Origin of the sequence: Longimicrobium sp. (genome assembly GCF_036399255.1) — a bacterium.
Taxonomy (GTDB): domain Bacteria; phylum Gemmatimonadota; class Gemmatimonadetes; order Longimicrobiales; family Longimicrobiaceae; genus Longimicrobium.
Window position 1 is genome coordinate 36,496 of sequence record NZ_DASWNM010000033.1, and the last position, 17,434, is coordinate 53,929.

Consider the following 17,434-nt stretch of genomic DNA (forward strand, 5'->3'; position numbering starts at 1 on the left):
CTCTGTTCCTCTGTACGATCATCCGTTTTCAGGATCTGCCAGGCGCTCGGCGAGGCGGATGGCGTCGAAGGGGGCGTGCACCTTGGCGTCGTTGTCGAAGTACACGTACACGTCGCGGCCGGCGCGGCGCCTGGGCGCGGGGTCGAGCGCGCACGTGGCGTCCCTGGGCGCGCCGCCGCGGCGCCACTCGCGGATGCGCGCGGCCCACCAGTCCAGCTGCGGGTCGGTGTAGCCGCTGGCGTACAGCTGCTCGGCGCCGTGCAGCCGCACGTACGCAAAGTCCGCCGTCAGGTCCTCGGCGTACGGCCAGCGGCCGGCGGTGTCGGCAAAGACCAGCGCGGCGTTGTGGGCGCGCAGCAGCCCGATGAACTCGGCGGAGAGAAAGCCGGGGTGGCGGATCTCGAAGGCGTGGCGGAGGGGGCCCTGGTGCTCGGCGTCGGTCCACGCGCGGCCCAGCAGGCGGTCGTCGTGCCCCAGCGCCACCCGCGCCGCCTCGTCGTGCGTTTTGGGAAGGATGCCGAGGAAGTGGGCGAACTTCTCCTCGTTGAACTGCATCCGCTCGGGAAACTGCCACAGGATGGGCCCCAGCTTGTCCGCCAGCCGCAGCACTCCCGACGCAAAGAAGTTGGCCAGCGCCGTCTCGGCGTTCTTCAGCTTGAGCATGTGCGTGATGAACCGGCTTCCCTTCACCGCGAAAAGGAAGTCCGGCGGCGTCTGCTCGTACCAGGCGCGGTAGCTGGTGGGGCGCTGCAGGGAGTAGAAGGAGCCGTTGATCTCTACCGTGTCCATCCGCGAGCCCACGTACTCCAGCTCGCGCTTGCGCGCCAGGCCTTCGGGATAGAAGACGCCCCGCCACCCGGCGTAGGTCCATCCCGAGATCCCGACGTAGGTGCGGCCGCCCGGCATGGAGTGCGTGAGTGCGTCAGTGCGTGAGTGCGGTAGTCGGTGGGACGATCTGCATCATCCGCTCCCGTGTGGTGGCAGGGCGTGGATCGATCTTGTCACCTGGGTGGGCGCTTCCTCGGAGGGTGTTGCCAAACCTCCCAGCGTAAATGACTTCCTGAGGGAGGCGCCGCCCCGTAACCCGCTTGTACACTGTACCTTGGCGCCGACCGAAGGACCTCGCAGGCAGAACGACGGGGCTGGTCCCGCGGGATGAAGCCGGCCCCACCTCGTCGGAGAGCAGGTCCTTCGGTCGCGCGCAGGCGGTTGTGTGGAATCAGGTTACACGTGGTGCGCTCCCTCAGGAAGTCAGCGCTTCTTTTTTGGGGCTTTGGCAACACCCTCTCAGCAGGCGTTCGACAGTCACGCGTACATGCGTCGGGGTGGATTGGCGCCACTGCTGGGCTTTTCAGGTGAAAGACGTTGTATCCGCGGAAATATTGTTGTACATGGATTTCATGGTTACCTTGACTGGGCAGCAGGTGTACTCCTATCCTGTTGCACATGTACCTTCGCGAAGTCGTCTCAACCCGCAAGCGCGGCCCTGATACCCGCTACCTCCAGCTCGTCGAGGGCGAGAGGGACGCACAGGGCCGCGTTCAGACACGCATCCTCCACTCGTTCGGGCGCACGGACCAGCTCGACATCGAGCAGATCCGCCGCCTCGTCGAGCAGCTCAGCCGCTACCTCGATCCCGCCGCGTCCCCTGCCGCCTCGGGGCTGGAGGTGACCCGCACCTGGACCTTCGGCGGCACGCATCTGCTCGATTCGCTCTGGCGGGAGCTGCGCCTGGACGAGTTCTTCTCCCATGCGCTCGAAGCGCGTTCCTTCGCCCAGCCGGTGGAGCGGGCGATCTTTGCTCTGGTCGCACACCGCGCCCTCGCCCCGGCCTCGAAGCTGGCCTGCTCCCGCTGGGCAGGCGCCAGCGCCTGGATTCCCGGCCTGGAGGGCGGAGGCGCCGAGCTGGACGTGCAGCACCTGTATCGGGCCATGGACTTCCTCCACGGCGCCATGCCCGAGCTGCAGGAGCACCTGTACTTCCAGGTGACCGACCTGCTGAGCGCCGACGTGTCGGTCCTCTTCTACGACACCACCAGCGTCAGCTTCTACCTCGACGAGGCAGACCCGGAGGGCGAGCTCCGGCGCCACGGCCATTCGAAGAAGAAGCGTCCCGATCTGCCGCAGATCGTCGTCGGGCTCGCCATCAATCGCGATGGCATCCCGGTGCGCCACTGGATCTACCCCGGCAACCGGATCGACGTGACCACGGTGGAGGAGGTCACGCGCGATCTCCTGGGCCTGCGGCCCCGGCGCTTCCTCTTCGTGGGCGACCGGGGAATGGTCAGCCAGGCAAACCTGGACTTCCTCGAGTCCCGCCGCCTGGGGTATCTCCTCGGCTGTCCGATCCGGAACGATCCTGCCCTGGAGGCGCACATGCTCTCCCTGCGCGGACGCTACAGCCCGGTCTGCGAGGGCCTGGGCGTGAAGGAAACGCGGATCACGGACGGAGGCCGCACCCTGCGCTACCTGCTCTGCCGCAGCGAGGCGCGGGCGGAGCACGACGCCCGCACACGCGCCACCGTCCTCGAACGGCTCAAGGCAAAGCTTGCGAAGCAGAAGAAGGGCAAGGGCGCCGACGAGACACGTGACAAGCATTCTCTGCTCTCCACGCCCGGCTACGCCCGCTACCTGGTGCAGGACGCGGACGGGAAGCTCCGGATCGACCCGGCCAGGGTCGCGGCCGCGGCGCGTCACGATGGCAAGTACGTGCTGATGACCAACGAGCTCGACCTGCCGTCGGAAGAGCTTGTCCTCGGCTACCGCGACCTGTGGAGAGCGGAGCGCGCCTTCCGCTCCATGAAGAGCATTCTGGACTTGGAGCCGGTCCAGCACCGCACGCCTGAGCGCATCACCTCTCACGTGCATGTCTGCGTCCTCGCCTACCTGCTGGTCCGCGTGGCCGAGAGCCGGGCAAGGATCGGATGGGAAGCGATCCGCGAGCAGGTGGAAAGAATTACGCTCAGCGAGCTCACCACCGGCCGCGCTTCAGTCCTGCAGACGAAGTCGCTGACCAGCGCGGAGCGCGATTTATTGAATTGTTGCAGGGTCCCGCTCCCTCCAAAAACGCTCCAAGTCACACCAGCATAAGCTGTTAGGCAACTCGGATCCGCTCCGGGCGTGTTGTACACGCATCCGGAGCGGCTCTGTCGTATTTGTATGTACGGCAACAGGTTACAAAACTCGTGTAAGCTGCCGCTGTCGAATGCCTGCTCAGCCTCAGAATGACAGGTGTTTCTCGGGTCTGGTACCCGGGGACGCAGAGGCATTCTGCTGGATCAGAGGCTGGTGGGGACCAGGAGGATGGCGCCTTCCTGGCCGTTCTCCTGGTTGACGCCCGTTCCGGCGATGCGGCCCTCGTCGTCGGTGGCCAGGGCGGCGGTCACGCGCACGTCCACGTTGCCGGTGACGCGCTCGCTGAGGTCGTACTGCCGGTTGTCGCCCCAGACGATGCCGTAGCTGGGGGCGCGGCCGGTGACCTCGGTGCGGACGCCGGTGCCCACCACCTGGCCGCGGACGTTGGCGCCGGACAGCAGCACGCGGGTGCCGGGGATCACCGGCAGCACGTCCAGGTCGTTGCCGTCCAGCTCGTACAGGAACACCTGGTCCGCCTCGCCGAACGCGTACCCCGCCACCTCGCCCTCGGGGCTTACGGCTACCGCCACGGCCCGCTCCGCGCGCGCCGGAACGCGGATCTCCGTCCACGCGGCGCCGTTCCACGCCAGGACGCGGCTCAGGTCGCAGTCCTCGGATGAATCCGCCAGGCAGCTGTAGTAGGCGTTCACCACCACCTCGCCCGCGTCGGTAATGCCCACGCCTTCGCTGCCGGTGGCGCCCGGCGGCACCAGCACCGCCACCGCCCCGCCCGCGGTGCGAAGGAAGGCGCGCCGCGCGCCCTGCGGAAACTGCGCACCGGGGTTCAGCGTCCCCGCCACGGCGCCGTCCCTGTTCACCCCCACGAAGGTGTAGGGCTCCGCGAACAGGCGCGGCGCCGGGTTCTGCCCCGCGATCCACCCGTACGCGTCCACGGGTTGGCCCGCCGGGTCCCCGGACGCGGTGCAGGTGATCTGGCCGACCGTAAAGCTGCCGCGCGCCGCCACCGGCTCGCTGTGGCACCCCGCGGGCGCCGCCGGCCCCACGGGCGTGAACGCCCCGCCGGCCCACTGCACCGCCCGCGGCGTTCCCCCGCCCGCCGCCACGCCCACCACGCGCCCGGCCGCCACCGCCCGCGGCGAAAAGCTCTCCGCCCCCGCCGGCACGCCCAGGAAGGTCACCAGGAAGGTCCCCGGCCGGCTGGGGTCCGTCGGCGACCGCTTGCACGCGCCGATCGCCGCCAGGGCGAGCGCGGCGGCACAGGCGCGGAAAAGAGGACGGTGGATCATGGGATCACGCGGATCGGGGGCTGGAAAGCGGCAGGCGCGTCGTACGATGCCGCGGGCAGGTGCGCCCGCGGCCGGTCATCAGGACGGATGCGGCAATGTCCGTGCTTGACGCGCGGACGCCGCCCCTCGTCATCATCCCCCCTGAACGGAACAGCCCGGACCGGCCGGCCCGGGCTGCCCATCCATCCATCCCTCACGAACTTCCGCACTCACGCACTCACGCACTCACGCACTCACGCACTCACGCACTCACGCACTCACGCACTCACGCACTGCCACACTCACGCACTGCCACACTCACGCACTCGCCTGCGCGTTCGCCAGCTCCTCGGGGCGGTAGTCGTCGCCGGTGGCGGAGACGGTCAGCAGCAGCGCGCTGGCTTCGGTGGCGCGGATGTCGTGCGCCTCGCCGGGGCCAAAGAACAGCACCTGGCCGGCCGTCAGCGTGTACTCCTCGCCGCTGCTGCGAAAGGTGAGCGCGCCCTGCACCACCTGCAGCGTCATGGGGCTGTCGGCCTGGTGCGTGCCGATCTCGTTGCCCTCGGACATGGCGGTGAGCACCAGGCGAAAGCGGCCGCTCTTGGCCAGCGTGCGCCCGGCGCGGCCGCTGCGGCGGTACGGCTCTTCCGCGCGGAGCGCCGCGATCTGCTCGCCCAGGTCAAAGGCCAGCACGGGTCCCGCGAGGGGTCGGTTGATGGAGGACATGTCCGGCTCCGGTCGGTTGATTGGGATTCGTCTTTCAGCGCGCCGACGTACATCGTCTCAGTCCGGGGCGCGCGTGGCAAGGGGCGGCGCGTCAGAAGTAGGCCACGAAGCCGGTGTACCACCGCCCCTGGCCCCCGTCGCCCGGCCACACGTACTCCACGGACACGGCGTCCTCGAACAGGCTCAGCCCCACGCCGTACGACGAGCGCACGCCGTCCGTCTCGGCCGCGCCCAGCCGCTGCAGCGACGCGCGCGAGTCGCCGCTCACCGACGCCCATCCCGCATCGCCCGAAAGCGCCAGCGCGGGGCGCAGCGGGGGAAAGAGGAAGAGGCCCGCGCGAAAGAGCGGCTCCTGGCCGTACGGCGGCAGGTGCAGCAGCAGCCGCGCGCGGCCCAGCACGGCCGTGCTGCCGCCGAACTCGTTGCGCCCGTACCCCCGCAGCCCCTCGATGCCGCCAAAGCGGTAAAGAAACTGCGGCGGCGCCCCGCCGATCACCGTTCCCGCGTCGCCGCGCGCGATCACCGTGACGTAGCGCGAGGGAAAGCGCGTGGAAAGCAGCGCCGTGGCGCGCGTCACGCCAAAGTCGCCAAAGCCCTGCTCCGCCGAAAGCTGCCCGATCACCCCGCCCCCCACGCCAAAGGCGCCGGTGCCGCGGGCGTAGCGCAGGGTTCCCTCCACCGCCGCGTGCGTCCCGGGCTCCGCCGGTGCCACGTCGGGAAAGTCCTGCGCGGTGCCGAACAGGTACGTCGTCGTGTTGCGGGTGACGGAGTCGTGCCCCTCGAAGCGCCCGCCGATGCGCGCCGTCCAGCTGCCGCCGCGGCGGACGGCGAACGCCTCGGCGCCGGCGGCGTCGTAGTAGTCGCGCACGTCGTAGCCGCCCAGCGCGGCGCCGGCGGCGTACCCCAGCTCCCACTGCAGCGGGGGGCGAAACGAGGTCATGTCGCGCAGCCGGCGGTACGCGCCCACGGTGGCGCCCCACCGCGGCCCGGCGGCGTTGGGCGCGCCGGGGTGCCAGCGAAAGGCCAGCTCGCCGCGCGGGGTCGCTTCGGCGAAGGCCCAGCCCAGGTGCGTGTAGACGTCCCAGTCGCGCTGCTCCGGGTTGGCCGGCTCCACGCGGATGCCGACTCCGACGAAGGCGCCCTCCACGCGGTTGAAGCGGAACAGGTGCTCGCCGCGGTCGTAGCGCAGCGACGCCCGCACGCCGCCCGTGCGCTCCGGCGGGCGGACGACGGCCACCAGGTCCGCGAAGTCGCCGATGTCGGGCGCCGGCTGGTCGCCCGCGGGGGGCAGGCGCGCGAATGCATCGTCCGCGTCTTCCAGCTGCCACACCAGGCGCACGCCCGGCTGCGGCGGGGCCCATCCCGTGTTCAGCTCGAAGCCGGAGAGGGTGGTGACGGCGCGGACGGCCACGGCGCCCCCCAGCAGCGGCGACGCCACCTGCATTTCGCGCCGCTGGCGGTGGGGCAGCCAGTAGCGCCCGCCCACCAGCGCGCCCTCCAGCTCGAAGAACATCCCCGTCTCCGTCACCACGAAGCGGCCGCCGCGCTCCACGAAGCCGAAGCGCGCCCGGGCAATGGCGGCGCGGTCCACGTCGGTCCAGAAGGTCCCCGCCACCAGCCGCGTGTCCACCGCCGCGGCCTCTTCCAGCTTTCCGGCGCGCGGGCGCACGGTGATGGGCACCAGCGTCACCACCCCCTCGGCGGTGGAGACGCGGACGGGGCCGCCGGCGCGGTACTCGTAGAAGTCCACGCCGCGGAACGAGAACGGGTGCACGGCGCGCAGGATGCGGGCGCGGGCGTTGGGCGTGGCGCTGAGCGAAAACGCGGTGATGGTGTTGCCGTACAGGTGCGGCACCACCCAAGGCGCGGCCACCAGCGAGCCGATGGTGTACGGCGCGGGCGCCAGCATGCGCACGCGGTGCCCCTGCACGGTCTGCTGCACGTCGCCGGCGCGGTCCCAGCGCACCTCGCCCGCGAACTCGTCCACGGTGACGGGCAGCTCGCCGCCCTGCGCGGTGTCGGCCTGCAGCGAAAGGTAGATGGTGGCGCCCATGGTGGCGCGGTAGTCTTCCAGCCCGGCGGGAATGGTGCTTCCCGACTGCATGACGCGCGTGACCAGCGCCCGCGTCTGGGGCGTATCGAAGATGCTGCCGGCCTCGAGCGGCGTGAGCGTGTCCGTGGGGACGGGCGCCGGGGCGGGCACGCGGGCGGTGTCGCGCGGCGCGCCGATGCGCAGGGTGTCGCGCTGGGCGTGCGCGGGCGCAACGGCGCCCGCCGCCAGGACCAGCGCGCAGACGGGTGCGAGCAGCCTCATGCAGTCGGTTCCGGATGGATGCGGTCGGGCGCGACGTCCGCGCCCACTCTTCGCAGCGGCAAGCGGCGCGCCAGCTTACGATTGCTGGAAGAAAAGGACGCCTCACGCAGAGACGCGATGCGATGTGCCATCCGCCCCCTGGAGCGAATGATGCCCGTTGCAATTCTGATTCGGTAACGTGCCGTCCGCCCGCGGGAGCGAATGAATTCGCCGCTGGGAAATCGCAAAGTCCGCCTTCGCGGACTCGGCGGTCCGGCTACATAGGGCATTCCAAGCACCTGCGCGTCCGCAACCCGGCGATCACCGAAATCAGATCCGCAGTGGCGGGGCCGGGGAAGGGGCACCAGCACGATCGCGATCGTCGAGCCTCCGCGACCATCGGCAGCACCAACCTCCCCCAGCAGTTTTGGGGGAGGTGGGCGAGTAATGCGAGCCCGGAGGGGGCGTGCCCCTCGCACGAAGCCGTCCGAAACGGGATCGAATTCTCCCCTTTCTCCCGCTTTGCGGGGGAGAGGGGCCGGGGGAGAGGGGGCCCGGGCGGGCGCCAGTTCGAGGCTGTTCGTCGAGCCTCCCACCCAACGGCAACAAGCTCCGCGCCATTGCCGTCCCGTGACGCAGCCGTGCATCCTTCATGCGCCCTGGATACCGCCATCCCGACCCGGACCGATCCACCGATGCTGCAGACCATTCTCGCGCCCAATCCATCGCCGATGACGCTGGATGGGACGCGCACGTACGTCGTGGGGCGCGAGCGGCCGGTGGTGGTGGACCCGGGCCCGGCGGACGCCGCGCACCTGGACGCCATCGCCGCCGCGCTGGACGGGCGCCCGCCGGTGGCGATCCTGCTGACCCACGCGCACTCCGACCACGCCGCCGCCACCCGGCCGCTCGCCGCGCGCACGGGGGCACCGGTGTGGATGGCGGCGGGCGGGCTTGGCCCGAAGACGGAGATCGTGACACGGTGGATCGAGGACGGCGCGCGCGTCGAGACGGACGCGGGGGTGCTGACCGCCGCCGCCACGCCGGGGCACGCGCCGGAGCACGTCTGCTTTCTGTGGACGGAGGCCCCCGCGGAGCACGAGCGCGCCCTGCTGGCGGGCGACATGTTCATGGGCGGCGGCGACACCACGCTGGTCGCGCCGCCGGAGGGCGACCTGACGCAGTACCTGGCCTCGCTGGACCGGCTGGAGGCGCTGCGGCCGTCCATCATCCACCCCGCCCACGGCCCGCCGATCGCGGACGGGATGGAGGCCATCCGCCGCTACCGCGCCCACCGCGCCAGCCGCATCGACCAGGTGGTGCGCGCATTGCGGCAGGGCGACGCCGCGCCGGGCGAGCTCATCGACCGCATCTACGGCCCGGAGCTGCACCCCGGCCTGCGCGGCGCCGCCGAGGGCTCGCTGCGCGCCATCCTGGCGCACCTGGCCGCCACCGGCCGCGCGCGCGCCGCCGGCGATCGCCATCACCTGACGGAACGCTGAATGTCCATCGACCCCCAGGCACTGCAGCAGGCGCTCGGCCGCATCCAGCCGCACGCCATCGACGCGCACCTGCGCTTTCTTTCGCACGAGCTGCTGGAGGGGCGCGCGCCCGGCACCCGCGGCGGCACGCTGGCCATGGAGTACATCCGCGCCCAGTTCCAGCGCATCGGGCTCGATCCTGTCGGCGGCGCGTACCTGCAGGACGTGCCGATGGTGGGGCTCACGCCGCACCCCACGCTGGCGTTCGCCACGCCGCAGGGGCCGGCGGAGCCCAGGTACGAGGAAGAGTACGTGCTGGAGGCCGGCGTTCCCGAGGAGCGGGTGGAGGTGGATGCGGAGCTGGTCTTTGCCGGCTACGGCATCACCGCGCCGGAGCAGGGCGGATGGGACGACTTCAAGGACGTGGACGTGCGCGGCAAGGTGCTGCTGGTCCGCGTGAACGATCCGGGGACGGCGGATACGCCGGACTTCTTCGGCGGGCGGGCGCTGACGTACTACGGCCGCTGGACGTACAAGTTCGAGGAGGCGTCGCGCCGCGGGGCCGCCGGGGCGCTGCTCATCCACACCGACGAGAGCGCCGGCTACGGATGGAACGTCGTCCGCACCAGCAACACCGGCACGCAGTACGGCCTGGCTGGCGCGCCCGAGTTTCCGCTGCAGGTGCGCGGGTGGATCTCGCAGGCCACCGCGCGCGACCTGCTGGCCCGCGCCGGGCACGACTACGACGCGCTCATCCGCGACAGCGACAGCCGCGGATTCCGCCCACTGACGACGGGGGTGCGCGTGCGGGCCTCCGTGCGCAGCGAGGTGGAGCCGGTGCGCACCGCCAACGTGGTGGGCCTGCTTCCCGGCGCCGACCCGGCGCGCGCGGCGGAGCCCGTGGTCCTGACCTCCCACTACGACCACCTGGGCGTGCGCGAGGGCGCGGACGGCGAGCGGCGGATCCATCCCGGCGCGTACGACAACGCCAGCGGCGTCAGCCTGCTGCTGGCGATCGCCGAAGCGGCGGCGTCCATGCCCGTTCGCCCGCCGCGCCCGCTGCTGTTCGTGACGACGACGGCGGAGGAGTCGGGGCTCATCGGCTCGGAGTGGTACGCGCGCAACCCGCTCTTTCCGCTGGCCACGACGGCCGCCGCGCTGAACGTGGACGGCGCCAACCTGCAGGGACGGACGACGGACATCACCCCCATCGGCGCCGACCGCTCCACGCTGGGCGACGTGGTTCGCGCGGCGGCGGCGGCGGAGGGGATGGAGACGCGCCCCGACCCGCACCCGGAGCAGGGCATCTTCTACCGCCAGGACCACTTTCCCCTGGCCCGCGCCGGCGTGCCCGCGCTGGCGCTGGACCACGGGCTGACCTTCGAGGGGCGGCCGGAGGGATGGGGGCAGCGGTGGTACGAGGACTTCGTCACCAACCACTACCATCAGCCGTCAGATAATTACCGCGAGGGGTGGGACTACGCCGGCGCGCTGCAGCAGGGCCGGACGATGCTGCGCACCGCGCTCTCCGTGGCCTGGGGGGACGCGCTCCCCCAGTGGAATCCGGGCGCGGGATTCACGCGCAGATAGGCGGGTCCGGCGCGCGAATCCATCCGTTTGGGCGCGGACGGAACCCGGCTCGCCGCGGCGGGTCTGACGGAGGGAACGAACGCGGCACGCACCGTGCGGCGCCCCGGCCCCTTTCCCGCCCGGCGTTCGGGCGATTCTCTGGAGCCAGCTTGTGTCCGTCGTGTCTGCAATGGTGGAGCTGCCCCGCCATGCGGCCCTGGAGGCGCTCGCCGACGGGTTCTGCATCGCGGACGCCGGCTACCGCATCACCTACTGGAACGCCGCCGCGGAGCGCCTGTTTGGCGTAGCGCGGGCGGAGGCGCTGGGGCGCGGCCTGTGGGACGTGGTCCCCGGCGCCGCCGACCCGCGCCTGCGCGAGCGGCTGGCGCGCGTCGCCGAGCAGGGCGTGGTGCTGGAGCTTACGGTGCTGAGCGACCGCGAGCTGTTCGCGCGCCACCTGGCCGTGCACGCGTCTCCGATGGAGGACGGCGGCGTCGCGCTGCACTTTCGCGACAGCACGGGCGAGCAGCGGCTGGCCGACCAGTACGAGCAGCTGCTGGAGTCCATCCGCGACGGGTTCATCGCGGTGGACCGCGAGTGGCGCATCGTGTACGTGAACCGCGCGGCGGAGGTGCTGGTGCTGCTGCGCCGCGACCGCGCGGTGGGCACCGGCCTGTGGGACATCCTTCCCGCCGAGCCCGCGTACCTGGGCGAGGCCATCCGCGCCACCATGCACGACCGCGAGCCCCGCGCGCTGCAGGCGCTGTATCCGCAGGGCGCGGTGTTTCGCGACCACTGCTTCGACGTCGCCATCCACCCGCTGCCGGACGGCGGCGTGTCGCTGCTGTTCGAGGACGTGACGGACCGGCTGGCCAAGGAGGTGGAGCTGGCGCGCCTGGCGGCCGAGGCCGAGGAGGCCAGCCGCGCCAAGAGCCGCTTCTTTGCCGCCGTGAGCCACGAGCTGCGCACCCCGCTGAACGCCATCGTGGGCTACACGCACCTGCTGGCCACGCAGACGTACGGCGAGGTCCCCGCCACCGCCGCGCGGGCCAGCGAGCGCGCCAGCGTGTGCGCCGAGCACCTGGCGCGGCTGGTGGACGACGTGCTGCTGCTGACCACGGTGGAGATCGACCGGCTTCCCGTATTTCGCTCGCCCGTGGCGCTGGCCGAGTTCCTTCCCGGCGTGCTGCAGCACCTGCGGCAGCAGGCCGAGGCCAAGCGGCTGGACTTCGTGATGGAGACGCCCGGCACGCTGCCGCCGGTGCAGACGGACCCGGAGCGGCTGCGGCAGATCGTGACGTCGCTGGTGGGCAACGCTATCAAGTTCACCGCGCGGGGCACGGTCAGCGTCCGGGCGGAGGTGGCGCGGGGGGATGGATGGATGGAGCTCGCCGTGCGCGACTCCGGCCCCGGCGTGCCCGAGGACGAGCGCGAGCGCATCTTTCACCCCTTCGAGCAGCTGGGCGAGGAGGCGCGGTCCGATTCGCTGAACCGCGGCACCGGGCTGGGGCTGACGATCGCCCGACAGCTGGCGCGGCGGCTGGACGGCGACATCGTGGTGCGCCCCGCCCCCGGCACCGGCGCCGAGTTCGTGCTGCGGCTGCCGATGTAGGGGGCAAGGGCGGCAAGGGAATGAATTCGCCGCTGGAACATCGCAAAGTCCGCCTGCGCGGACCCGGCGGCCAGCGCCCTGTCGCACCGCCGCGATCTCTCATCCCGTGGACCGCGGTTTCCCGGAATGATCAGTGGGATTATTCTTGTTGGAATGAATTCGTCCCGGTTTCCTTCTGCTCAGAAGGCTTATGAAGCGGCGAGTGCAGCTAACCGCGGTAATCGAGCGCGAGGGGGATGGCTACGTCAGCCTCTGCCCAGAGCTCGACGTTGCCAGTCAGGGCGACACCATCGAAGAGGCCCGGAGCAATCTGGTCGAGGCGCTGGAGCTCTTCTTTGAGGCCGCTGACGAAAGCGAGATCGACGCGCGCCTCTCGGGGGAAGTTTACGTGACGCGGATCGAGGTCGCGGTTGGGTAAGCTTCGCGTCCTCAGCGGGGCGGATGTTTGTGCCATCCTTGCGGCCCACGGGTTTCAGGCGGTCCGTCAGCGTGGCAGCCACGTGGTGATGCAGAAGCGCGAGATGGAGAGCACCTTGAGTGTCCCGGTACCACTGCACCGGGAACTGCGCACCGGCACCCTCGCCGCGATCATCCGCCAATCCAGTCTTCCGCGGGTGCTGTTCGAAGAATCCTGATCCACCCTCGGTCGCGCTTTCGACGCCCCGCTCTGGATACACGCGGGGCGGCTTCGTATCTTGTGCGGTTCGCCGAACGTCGCTTGCCGAGTACCGGCCGAGCACTTGATCCTGGGCACCAGGTACCAGGTCCTTGACCCTGGGCACCTGATCCTGTTTACTCACCCGCAGGCTGGTTGAATGCTCCGCCTTCACGAGTACGCGTACCACCGCCCCGGCACGCTGAACGAGGCCGTCGCCTTTTTGCGCGAGCACCCGGACGCCATGCCCATCGCGGGCGGGACGGACCTGATGCCGAACATGAAGCACCGCCTGTTCACGCCGCGCCACCTCGTCGCGCTCAAGGGCGTGCGCGAGCTGCACGGCGTCTGGCTGGCGGACGCGGAGGGCAACCCGGTCGAGGACGGCTCGCCCGCGGCGGCGCAGGTGGTGATCGGCGCGTGCACCACGCTTACGCAGGTGTCGCGCGACCCGGTGGTGCGGCGGACCATGCCTTCGCTGGCCGAGGCGGCGGGGAAGGTGGCGGGGCCGCAGATCCGCAACCAGGGCACCATCGGCGGCAACCTGTGCCTGGACACGCGCTGCACCTACTACAACCAGAGCCTGTTCTGGCGGCAGGCGCTGGGCTTCTGCCTCAAGAAGGACGGCGACGTCTGCCACGTCACCCGCACGGGCAAGAAGTGCGTGGCCGCCCACTCGGCCGACACGGTGCCCGCGCTGATCACGCTGGGCGCCTCCATGGACCTGGTGTCGGTAGAGGGAACGCGCACGGTGGGCGTGGACGAGTTCTTCGTGGCGGACGGCAAGTGGAACACCATCCGCGGCCGCGACGAGCTGGTGGCGCGCGTCCGCATCCCCCTTCCCAATCCCGCCGTGCGCACCGCGTACGTCAAGGTGCGCCAGCGCAACTCCATCGACTTTCCCCTGCTTTCCATCGCCGCCGCGGCGGAGCTGGCGCCGGACCACACGGTGCGGCGCATCTCGCTCGTCGTCTCCGCGCTGGGGTCGCGGCCACGCGTGGTGACGGGGCTGGACAAGGTCGCCGTGGGGCACCGGCTGGACGAGGCGGCGGAGGCGGTGGCGCAGCAGGCGTTCAAGCAGTGCCACCCGCTGGAGAACCTGATCGTGGACCCGGAGTGGCGCCGCGCCATGGTGCCCGTCTACGTGCGCCGCGCCCTGCATGAGATGACGCCCGCCCGCCCCCTGGCCGCCTGATCGGCATCCACGACAACGGCCTCACACGGAGACGCAGAGGCGCGGTGAGTTTTCTCTCTGCGCCTCTGCGCCTCTACGCCTCTGCGTGAGGCCGATCTTTTTGCCTGATCCGGCATTACCGGGCTATTCGAAAAAGCTGCCGGAACCGGACGGACGGAAACTCTTGCTTCCCGGTAAGCGGGCCGCATATTACACGCGTCCGCTGCTCCCGCTGGCGGATGCAGGGCCTTCCTTCCCCGCGGGTCATTCTCACCGGAGCAGTACCATGGCCGCCCTTTTCGGTCTTCTCGCCGTCGCCCTCGGTCTGGCCTGCATCCTGGCGGACGAGCACATCAGCCGCGCCGTCTGGCGCCAGGCGGAAGACCCCCAGGCCGGCGCCGCAAGCGTGCGCGTACTGGGCCTCATCCTCTTCGTCTCGGGCGGGCTGGCGTTCCTGGCCTGGGCTCCCTGACCCGTGCGCGGGCGTCAGTCCAGCGCCCGCGCGTAGCGGTACCCCGTCCGGCTGAAGCCCATCGATTCGTAGAAGCGGTGGGCCTCTTCGCGGCGCACGTTGGTGTTCAGCATCAGCACGTACGCGCCGCGCTCCCGCGCCCACCCTTTCGCGAACTCCACCAGCCGCGCGCCCACCCCCCGGCGCCGCACCCGCGCATCCACCACCAGCGTGATGATGCGCGCGAACGGCCGGTCGTGCTCGTACGCCCACCCGCGCTGCAGCCCCAGGAACCCCGCCACCTCGCCCTCCACCTCGGCCACGCAGGCGGCGTAGGCCTCGTCCCCCGCCACGCGGGCCAGGCGCGCGCGCGTCTGCTCGGGCGTGGCGGCGTAGCCCAGCTCGTCCATCAGCCGGGCGATGGACGGGGCGTCGGTGTCGGCCGGCGGGCGGACGAGGACGGACGGTGGCGTATCGCTCATCGACGGCAGAGGAGGTGCGGGGGTACGATGCTTGCCCACGTATCATCGCCCACGACAACGGCTTCAGCCATCTGGAGGAGGACGATGAGCGGCAAGAAGATGGAAGGCAACGAGGAGCAGAAGCGGCAGGCGGCCCGCGACGCTCGCGAAGAGGGGAAGAGCGCCAGCGAGATCGGCGCCAGCACCGGCGGCAGCCAGCAGCGCACCGAGGCCAAGGGAAACATGTCGCACCAGGAGCGGCTGGACCTGAAGCGCGAGGGCAAGCCCGACCAGCTGGCGCAGGAGCAGTCGCAGGAGGCGCGCCCCGGCAGCCGGGACGCGGAGACGCTGGACAAGGAGAAGTTTCCGCGCCTCTGACGCCGGAACGGACGATTCGGGCCGGGAGCGATCCCGGCCCGAACCGTTTCCGTCACGCCTTCGCAAAGGAGCCCTGACTTCCTGAGGGAGCGCACCACGTGCAACCGGAAGTCACGCCACCGCCTGCGCGCGACCGAAGGACCTGCTCTCGGCCTGCAAGGGGCCGGCTCCTCGGCGAGATCCAGCCCCTCAGTTCTGCCAGCGAGGTCCTTCGGTCGGCGCCAGGGTGCATCGTACGGGCAGAGGACGGAGCGGCGCCTCCCTCAGGAAGTCAATCGGGTGAGGATTCGCACCGTCCTCCCATGACGCACTACCGCTTCTTCGAACCGGATCACACCGATGGTCCCGACGCGCCGCGCTTCCAGGCGGCGTGGGCCTGCATGCTGATGGACGCCCACGTCGCCAGGGCGATGGCGGTGAGGGGGATGAGCGCGGGAAGCGGCGGGTTGGGCACCCGCGACACGTCCCAGAACAGGATGGCGTACCAGATCACCGCCGCCACGATGCCCCACCGCAGCGACGGCGTGCGGCCGGCCCGCCCCACGAAGGGCAGGCCGGCCACGAACGGAACCGCCGCGAACACGATCAGCGTCCACCCGCGGCCAATCAGGTCCGGCAGCACCGAGTCGCCCAGAAAGAACAGGACGCCCAGCAGCACCGCCCACAGCAGCCGCTGGTTCTTGGCCGACATCTTCACGAGGGCGGCAGGGGCGGCAGGGGCGGCGGGGCGGCGGCGAACAGCGGCTGCAGGTCGGCCACTTCGCCCGCGGGCGTCCAGGCGGCCATCCCCTGCCTCCACACCAGCGTCTCGCGCGTAAGCTGCCCGCCCGACGCGTGCCCGCGCAGCGCGTCCATGCCGAACGGCCCCGCCTGCGCCCCGCCCAGCGCCACGTAGAACTGCGCCGCCGCGCCCGGCAGCGGCGGCGGACCGCCCGCCGGCGCCGCGCCGGCCGCCGCGTTCTGCCCGAACGCGTTCGCCATCTGCTGCGCCATCCCGAAGCCCATCCCCAGCCCCATCCCGCTGGCGGCGGCGCCGCCCGGGTTGTCGGCCGCGGCCTCGAGCGCGTTGGCGGCCTGGAACTGCGTGTACGCGTTCAGGTTGCCGATCACCCCCATGCTGGTGCGCTTGTCGAGCGCCTTTTCGACCTCTTCCGGCAGGGAGATGTTCTCGACCAGGAAGCTGGCCACCTCGAGCCCGTACGCGCCCACCTCCGGCCCGATGACGGTTTTGACCGCCGCGCCCAGCTCGCTGAAGTTGGCGGCCAGGTCCAGCGCCGGGATCTTGCCTTCGCCCAGCGCCTCGGTAAAGCGGCTGACGATGAAGTTGCGGATCTGGTCGCTGATGCCGTCGGTGGTGAACACCCCGTTGGTGCCCACGATCTGGGCGATGAACTTGCCCGGCTCGCCCACCTTGATGGCGTACGTGCCGAACGCCCGCAGCCGCACCGGCCCGAACTCGGGGTCGCGCAGCATGATAGGGTTCTTGGTGCCCCACTTGAGGTCGGTGAACACCTTTGTGCTCACGAAGTAGACCTCGGCCTTGAACGGGCTGTCGAAGCCGTACTTCCACCCGCGCAGAGTGCTCAGGACGGGCAGGTTCTCGGTCCGGAGCTCGTAGCGGCCGGGGCCGAATACGTCGGCGATCCGGCCCTGGTCCACGAACACGGCGGCCTGCCCCGGCCGCACGATGAGCTGCGCACCGTTCTTGATCTCGTTCTCGTGCCGCTCGAAGCGGTACACCATCGTATCGCCGGTGGCGTCCAGCCACTCGATGATGTCGATCAGCTCGGTCTTGATGAAGTCCCAGAGGGCCATTCGCGTGCTCCGTGTTTGCCGGGCAGGTCGGGTGATGCGGGTGGCTGCAACTTCATGCGTGGGCGTTCCCCACGCAACCCGCGGCGCGCTCGTACGTGGATTCCGCGGGATGTGTTTCGGCCGATCAGGGCTCGGCGACAAGCACTGGACTGCGCCCGCGGGGGTGCCCCTCCCCCGGCCCCTCCCCGTTCGTTCCTCACGGAGAGGGGAGAATTCGATCGCACTGCGACCAGGTTCGGTGCGAGGGGCGGGCGCCCCCTCCGGCTCGCTTAGGCTCGCCACCTCCCCCAAAACTGCTGGGGGAGGTTGGGGTGACGGACGGGTCGAGGGCTCGACGACGGAGACTGGACTGCGCCCGACGGGGAGCCCCTCCCCGGCCCCTCCTCGTTCGTTCCTCACGGAGAGGGGAGAATTCGATCGCACTGCGACCAGGTTCGGTGCGAGGGGCGGGCGCCCCC

General features: G+C 70.9%; 16 protein-coding genes. 9 read left to right on the forward strand and 7 right to left on the reverse strand.

Features of this window, described 5'->3' with window-relative positions; translation table 11 throughout:
* Positions 1-18: 18 nt before the first annotated feature.
* Positions 19-906, reverse strand: a complete 888-nt coding sequence (locus VGC13_RS05525; RefSeq protein WP_331124219.1) for a DUF72 domain-containing protein — start codon at positions 904-906, stop codon at positions 19-21.
* 540 nt (positions 907-1,446) lie between these two features.
* On the opposite strand from VGC13_RS05525, the gene VGC13_RS05530 reads away from it, so the two are divergent.
* Positions 1,447-3,090, forward strand: coding sequence for an IS1634 family transposase (locus VGC13_RS05530; RefSeq protein ID WP_331124300.1), 1,644 nt, complete (start codon positions 1,447-1,449; stop codon positions 3,088-3,090).
* Between the two features lie 188 nt (positions 3,091-3,278).
* Here the strand turns inward: VGC13_RS05530 and VGC13_RS05535 are convergent, their stop codons facing one another.
* The 3 genes from VGC13_RS05535 to VGC13_RS05545 form a co-directional block, all read right to left on the reverse strand.
* Positions 3,279-4,382 (reverse strand): hypothetical protein, encoded by a 1,104-nt coding sequence (locus VGC13_RS05535; protein WP_331124220.1) that lies wholly within the window; start codon positions 4,380-4,382, stop codon positions 3,279-3,281.
* Positions 4,383-4,679: 297 nt separating this feature from the next.
* Positions 4,680-5,087: a cupin domain-containing protein gene (locus VGC13_RS05540; protein WP_331124221.1), complete on the reverse strand. Its 408-nt coding sequence runs from the start codon at positions 5,085-5,087 to the stop codon at positions 4,680-4,682.
* Positions 5,088-5,178: 91 nt separating this feature from the next.
* Positions 5,179-7,401: a hypothetical protein gene (locus VGC13_RS05545; RefSeq protein WP_331124222.1), complete on the reverse strand. Its 2,223-nt coding sequence runs from the start codon at positions 7,399-7,401 to the stop codon at positions 5,179-5,181.
* A gap of 674 nt (positions 7,402-8,075) precedes the next feature.
* Between VGC13_RS05545 and VGC13_RS05550 the strand changes: the two genes are divergently transcribed.
* The 7 genes from VGC13_RS05550 to VGC13_RS05580 all read left to right on the forward strand — a co-directional run bounded on the left by VGC13_RS05550 (position 8,076) and on the right by VGC13_RS05580 (position 14,343).
* Positions 8,076-8,882 carry an MBL fold metallo-hydrolase gene (locus VGC13_RS05550; protein WP_331124223.1) on the forward strand — a complete coding sequence of 269 codons (807 nt, stop codon included), beginning with the start codon at positions 8,076-8,078 and terminating at the stop codon, positions 8,880-8,882.
* On the forward strand, positions 8,883-10,451 hold the full coding sequence (locus VGC13_RS05555) for a M28 family peptidase (RefSeq protein ID WP_331124224.1): 1,569 nt from the start codon (positions 8,883-8,885) through the stop codon (positions 10,449-10,451).
* Positions 10,452-10,602: 151 nt separating this feature from the next.
* The gene (locus tag VGC13_RS05560) at positions 10,603-12,042 is read left to right on the forward strand and encodes a PAS domain-containing sensor histidine kinase (protein WP_331124225.1); all 1,440 of its coding nucleotides are present in this window, start codon (positions 10,603-10,605) and stop codon (positions 12,040-12,042) included.
* Positions 12,043-12,232: 190 nt separating this feature from the next.
* Positions 12,233-12,460 (forward strand): type II toxin-antitoxin system HicB family antitoxin, encoded by a 228-nt coding sequence (locus tag VGC13_RS05565; RefSeq protein WP_349264187.1) that lies wholly within the window; start codon positions 12,233-12,235, stop codon positions 12,458-12,460.
* Complete coding sequence (locus VGC13_RS05570; RefSeq protein WP_331124227.1) at positions 12,453-12,677, forward strand: type II toxin-antitoxin system HicA family toxin; 225 nt, start codon at positions 12,453-12,455, stop codon at positions 12,675-12,677. Before VGC13_RS05565 ends, VGC13_RS05570 begins: the two co-directional genes overlap by 8 nt.
* A 180-nt stretch (positions 12,678-12,857) precedes the next feature.
* Positions 12,858-13,892 carry an FAD binding domain-containing protein gene (locus tag VGC13_RS05575; RefSeq protein ID WP_331124228.1) on the forward strand — a complete coding sequence of 345 codons (1,035 nt, stop codon included), beginning with the start codon at positions 12,858-12,860 and terminating at the stop codon, positions 13,890-13,892.
* Between the two features lie 265 nt (positions 13,893-14,157).
* Positions 14,158-14,343: a hypothetical protein gene (locus tag VGC13_RS05580; RefSeq protein ID WP_331124229.1), complete on the forward strand. Its 186-nt coding sequence runs from the start codon at positions 14,158-14,160 to the stop codon at positions 14,341-14,343.
* Positions 14,344-14,357: 14 nt separating this feature from the next.
* Here the strand turns inward: VGC13_RS05580 and VGC13_RS05585 are convergent, their stop codons facing one another.
* Complete coding sequence (locus VGC13_RS05585; RefSeq protein ID WP_331124230.1) at positions 14,358-14,804, reverse strand: GNAT family N-acetyltransferase; 447 nt, start codon at positions 14,802-14,804, stop codon at positions 14,358-14,360.
* 84 nt (positions 14,805-14,888) lie between these two features.
* Between VGC13_RS05585 and VGC13_RS05590 the strand changes: the two genes are divergently transcribed.
* Positions 14,889-15,161 (forward strand): hypothetical protein, encoded by a 273-nt coding sequence (locus VGC13_RS05590; protein WP_331124231.1) that lies wholly within the window; start codon positions 14,889-14,891, stop codon positions 15,159-15,161.
* Positions 15,162-15,492: 331 nt separating this feature from the next.
* On the opposite strand, the gene VGC13_RS05595 is transcribed toward VGC13_RS05590, so the two are convergent.
* Complete coding sequence (locus VGC13_RS05595) at positions 15,493-15,852, reverse strand: hypothetical protein (protein WP_331124232.1); 360 nt, start codon at positions 15,850-15,852, stop codon at positions 15,493-15,495.
* A gap of 2 nt (positions 15,853-15,854) precedes the next feature.
* Positions 15,855-16,976, reverse strand: a complete 1,122-nt coding sequence (locus VGC13_RS05600) for an SPFH domain-containing protein (protein ID WP_331124233.1) — start codon at positions 16,974-16,976, stop codon at positions 15,855-15,857.
* Positions 16,977-17,434: the final 458 nt, after the last annotated feature.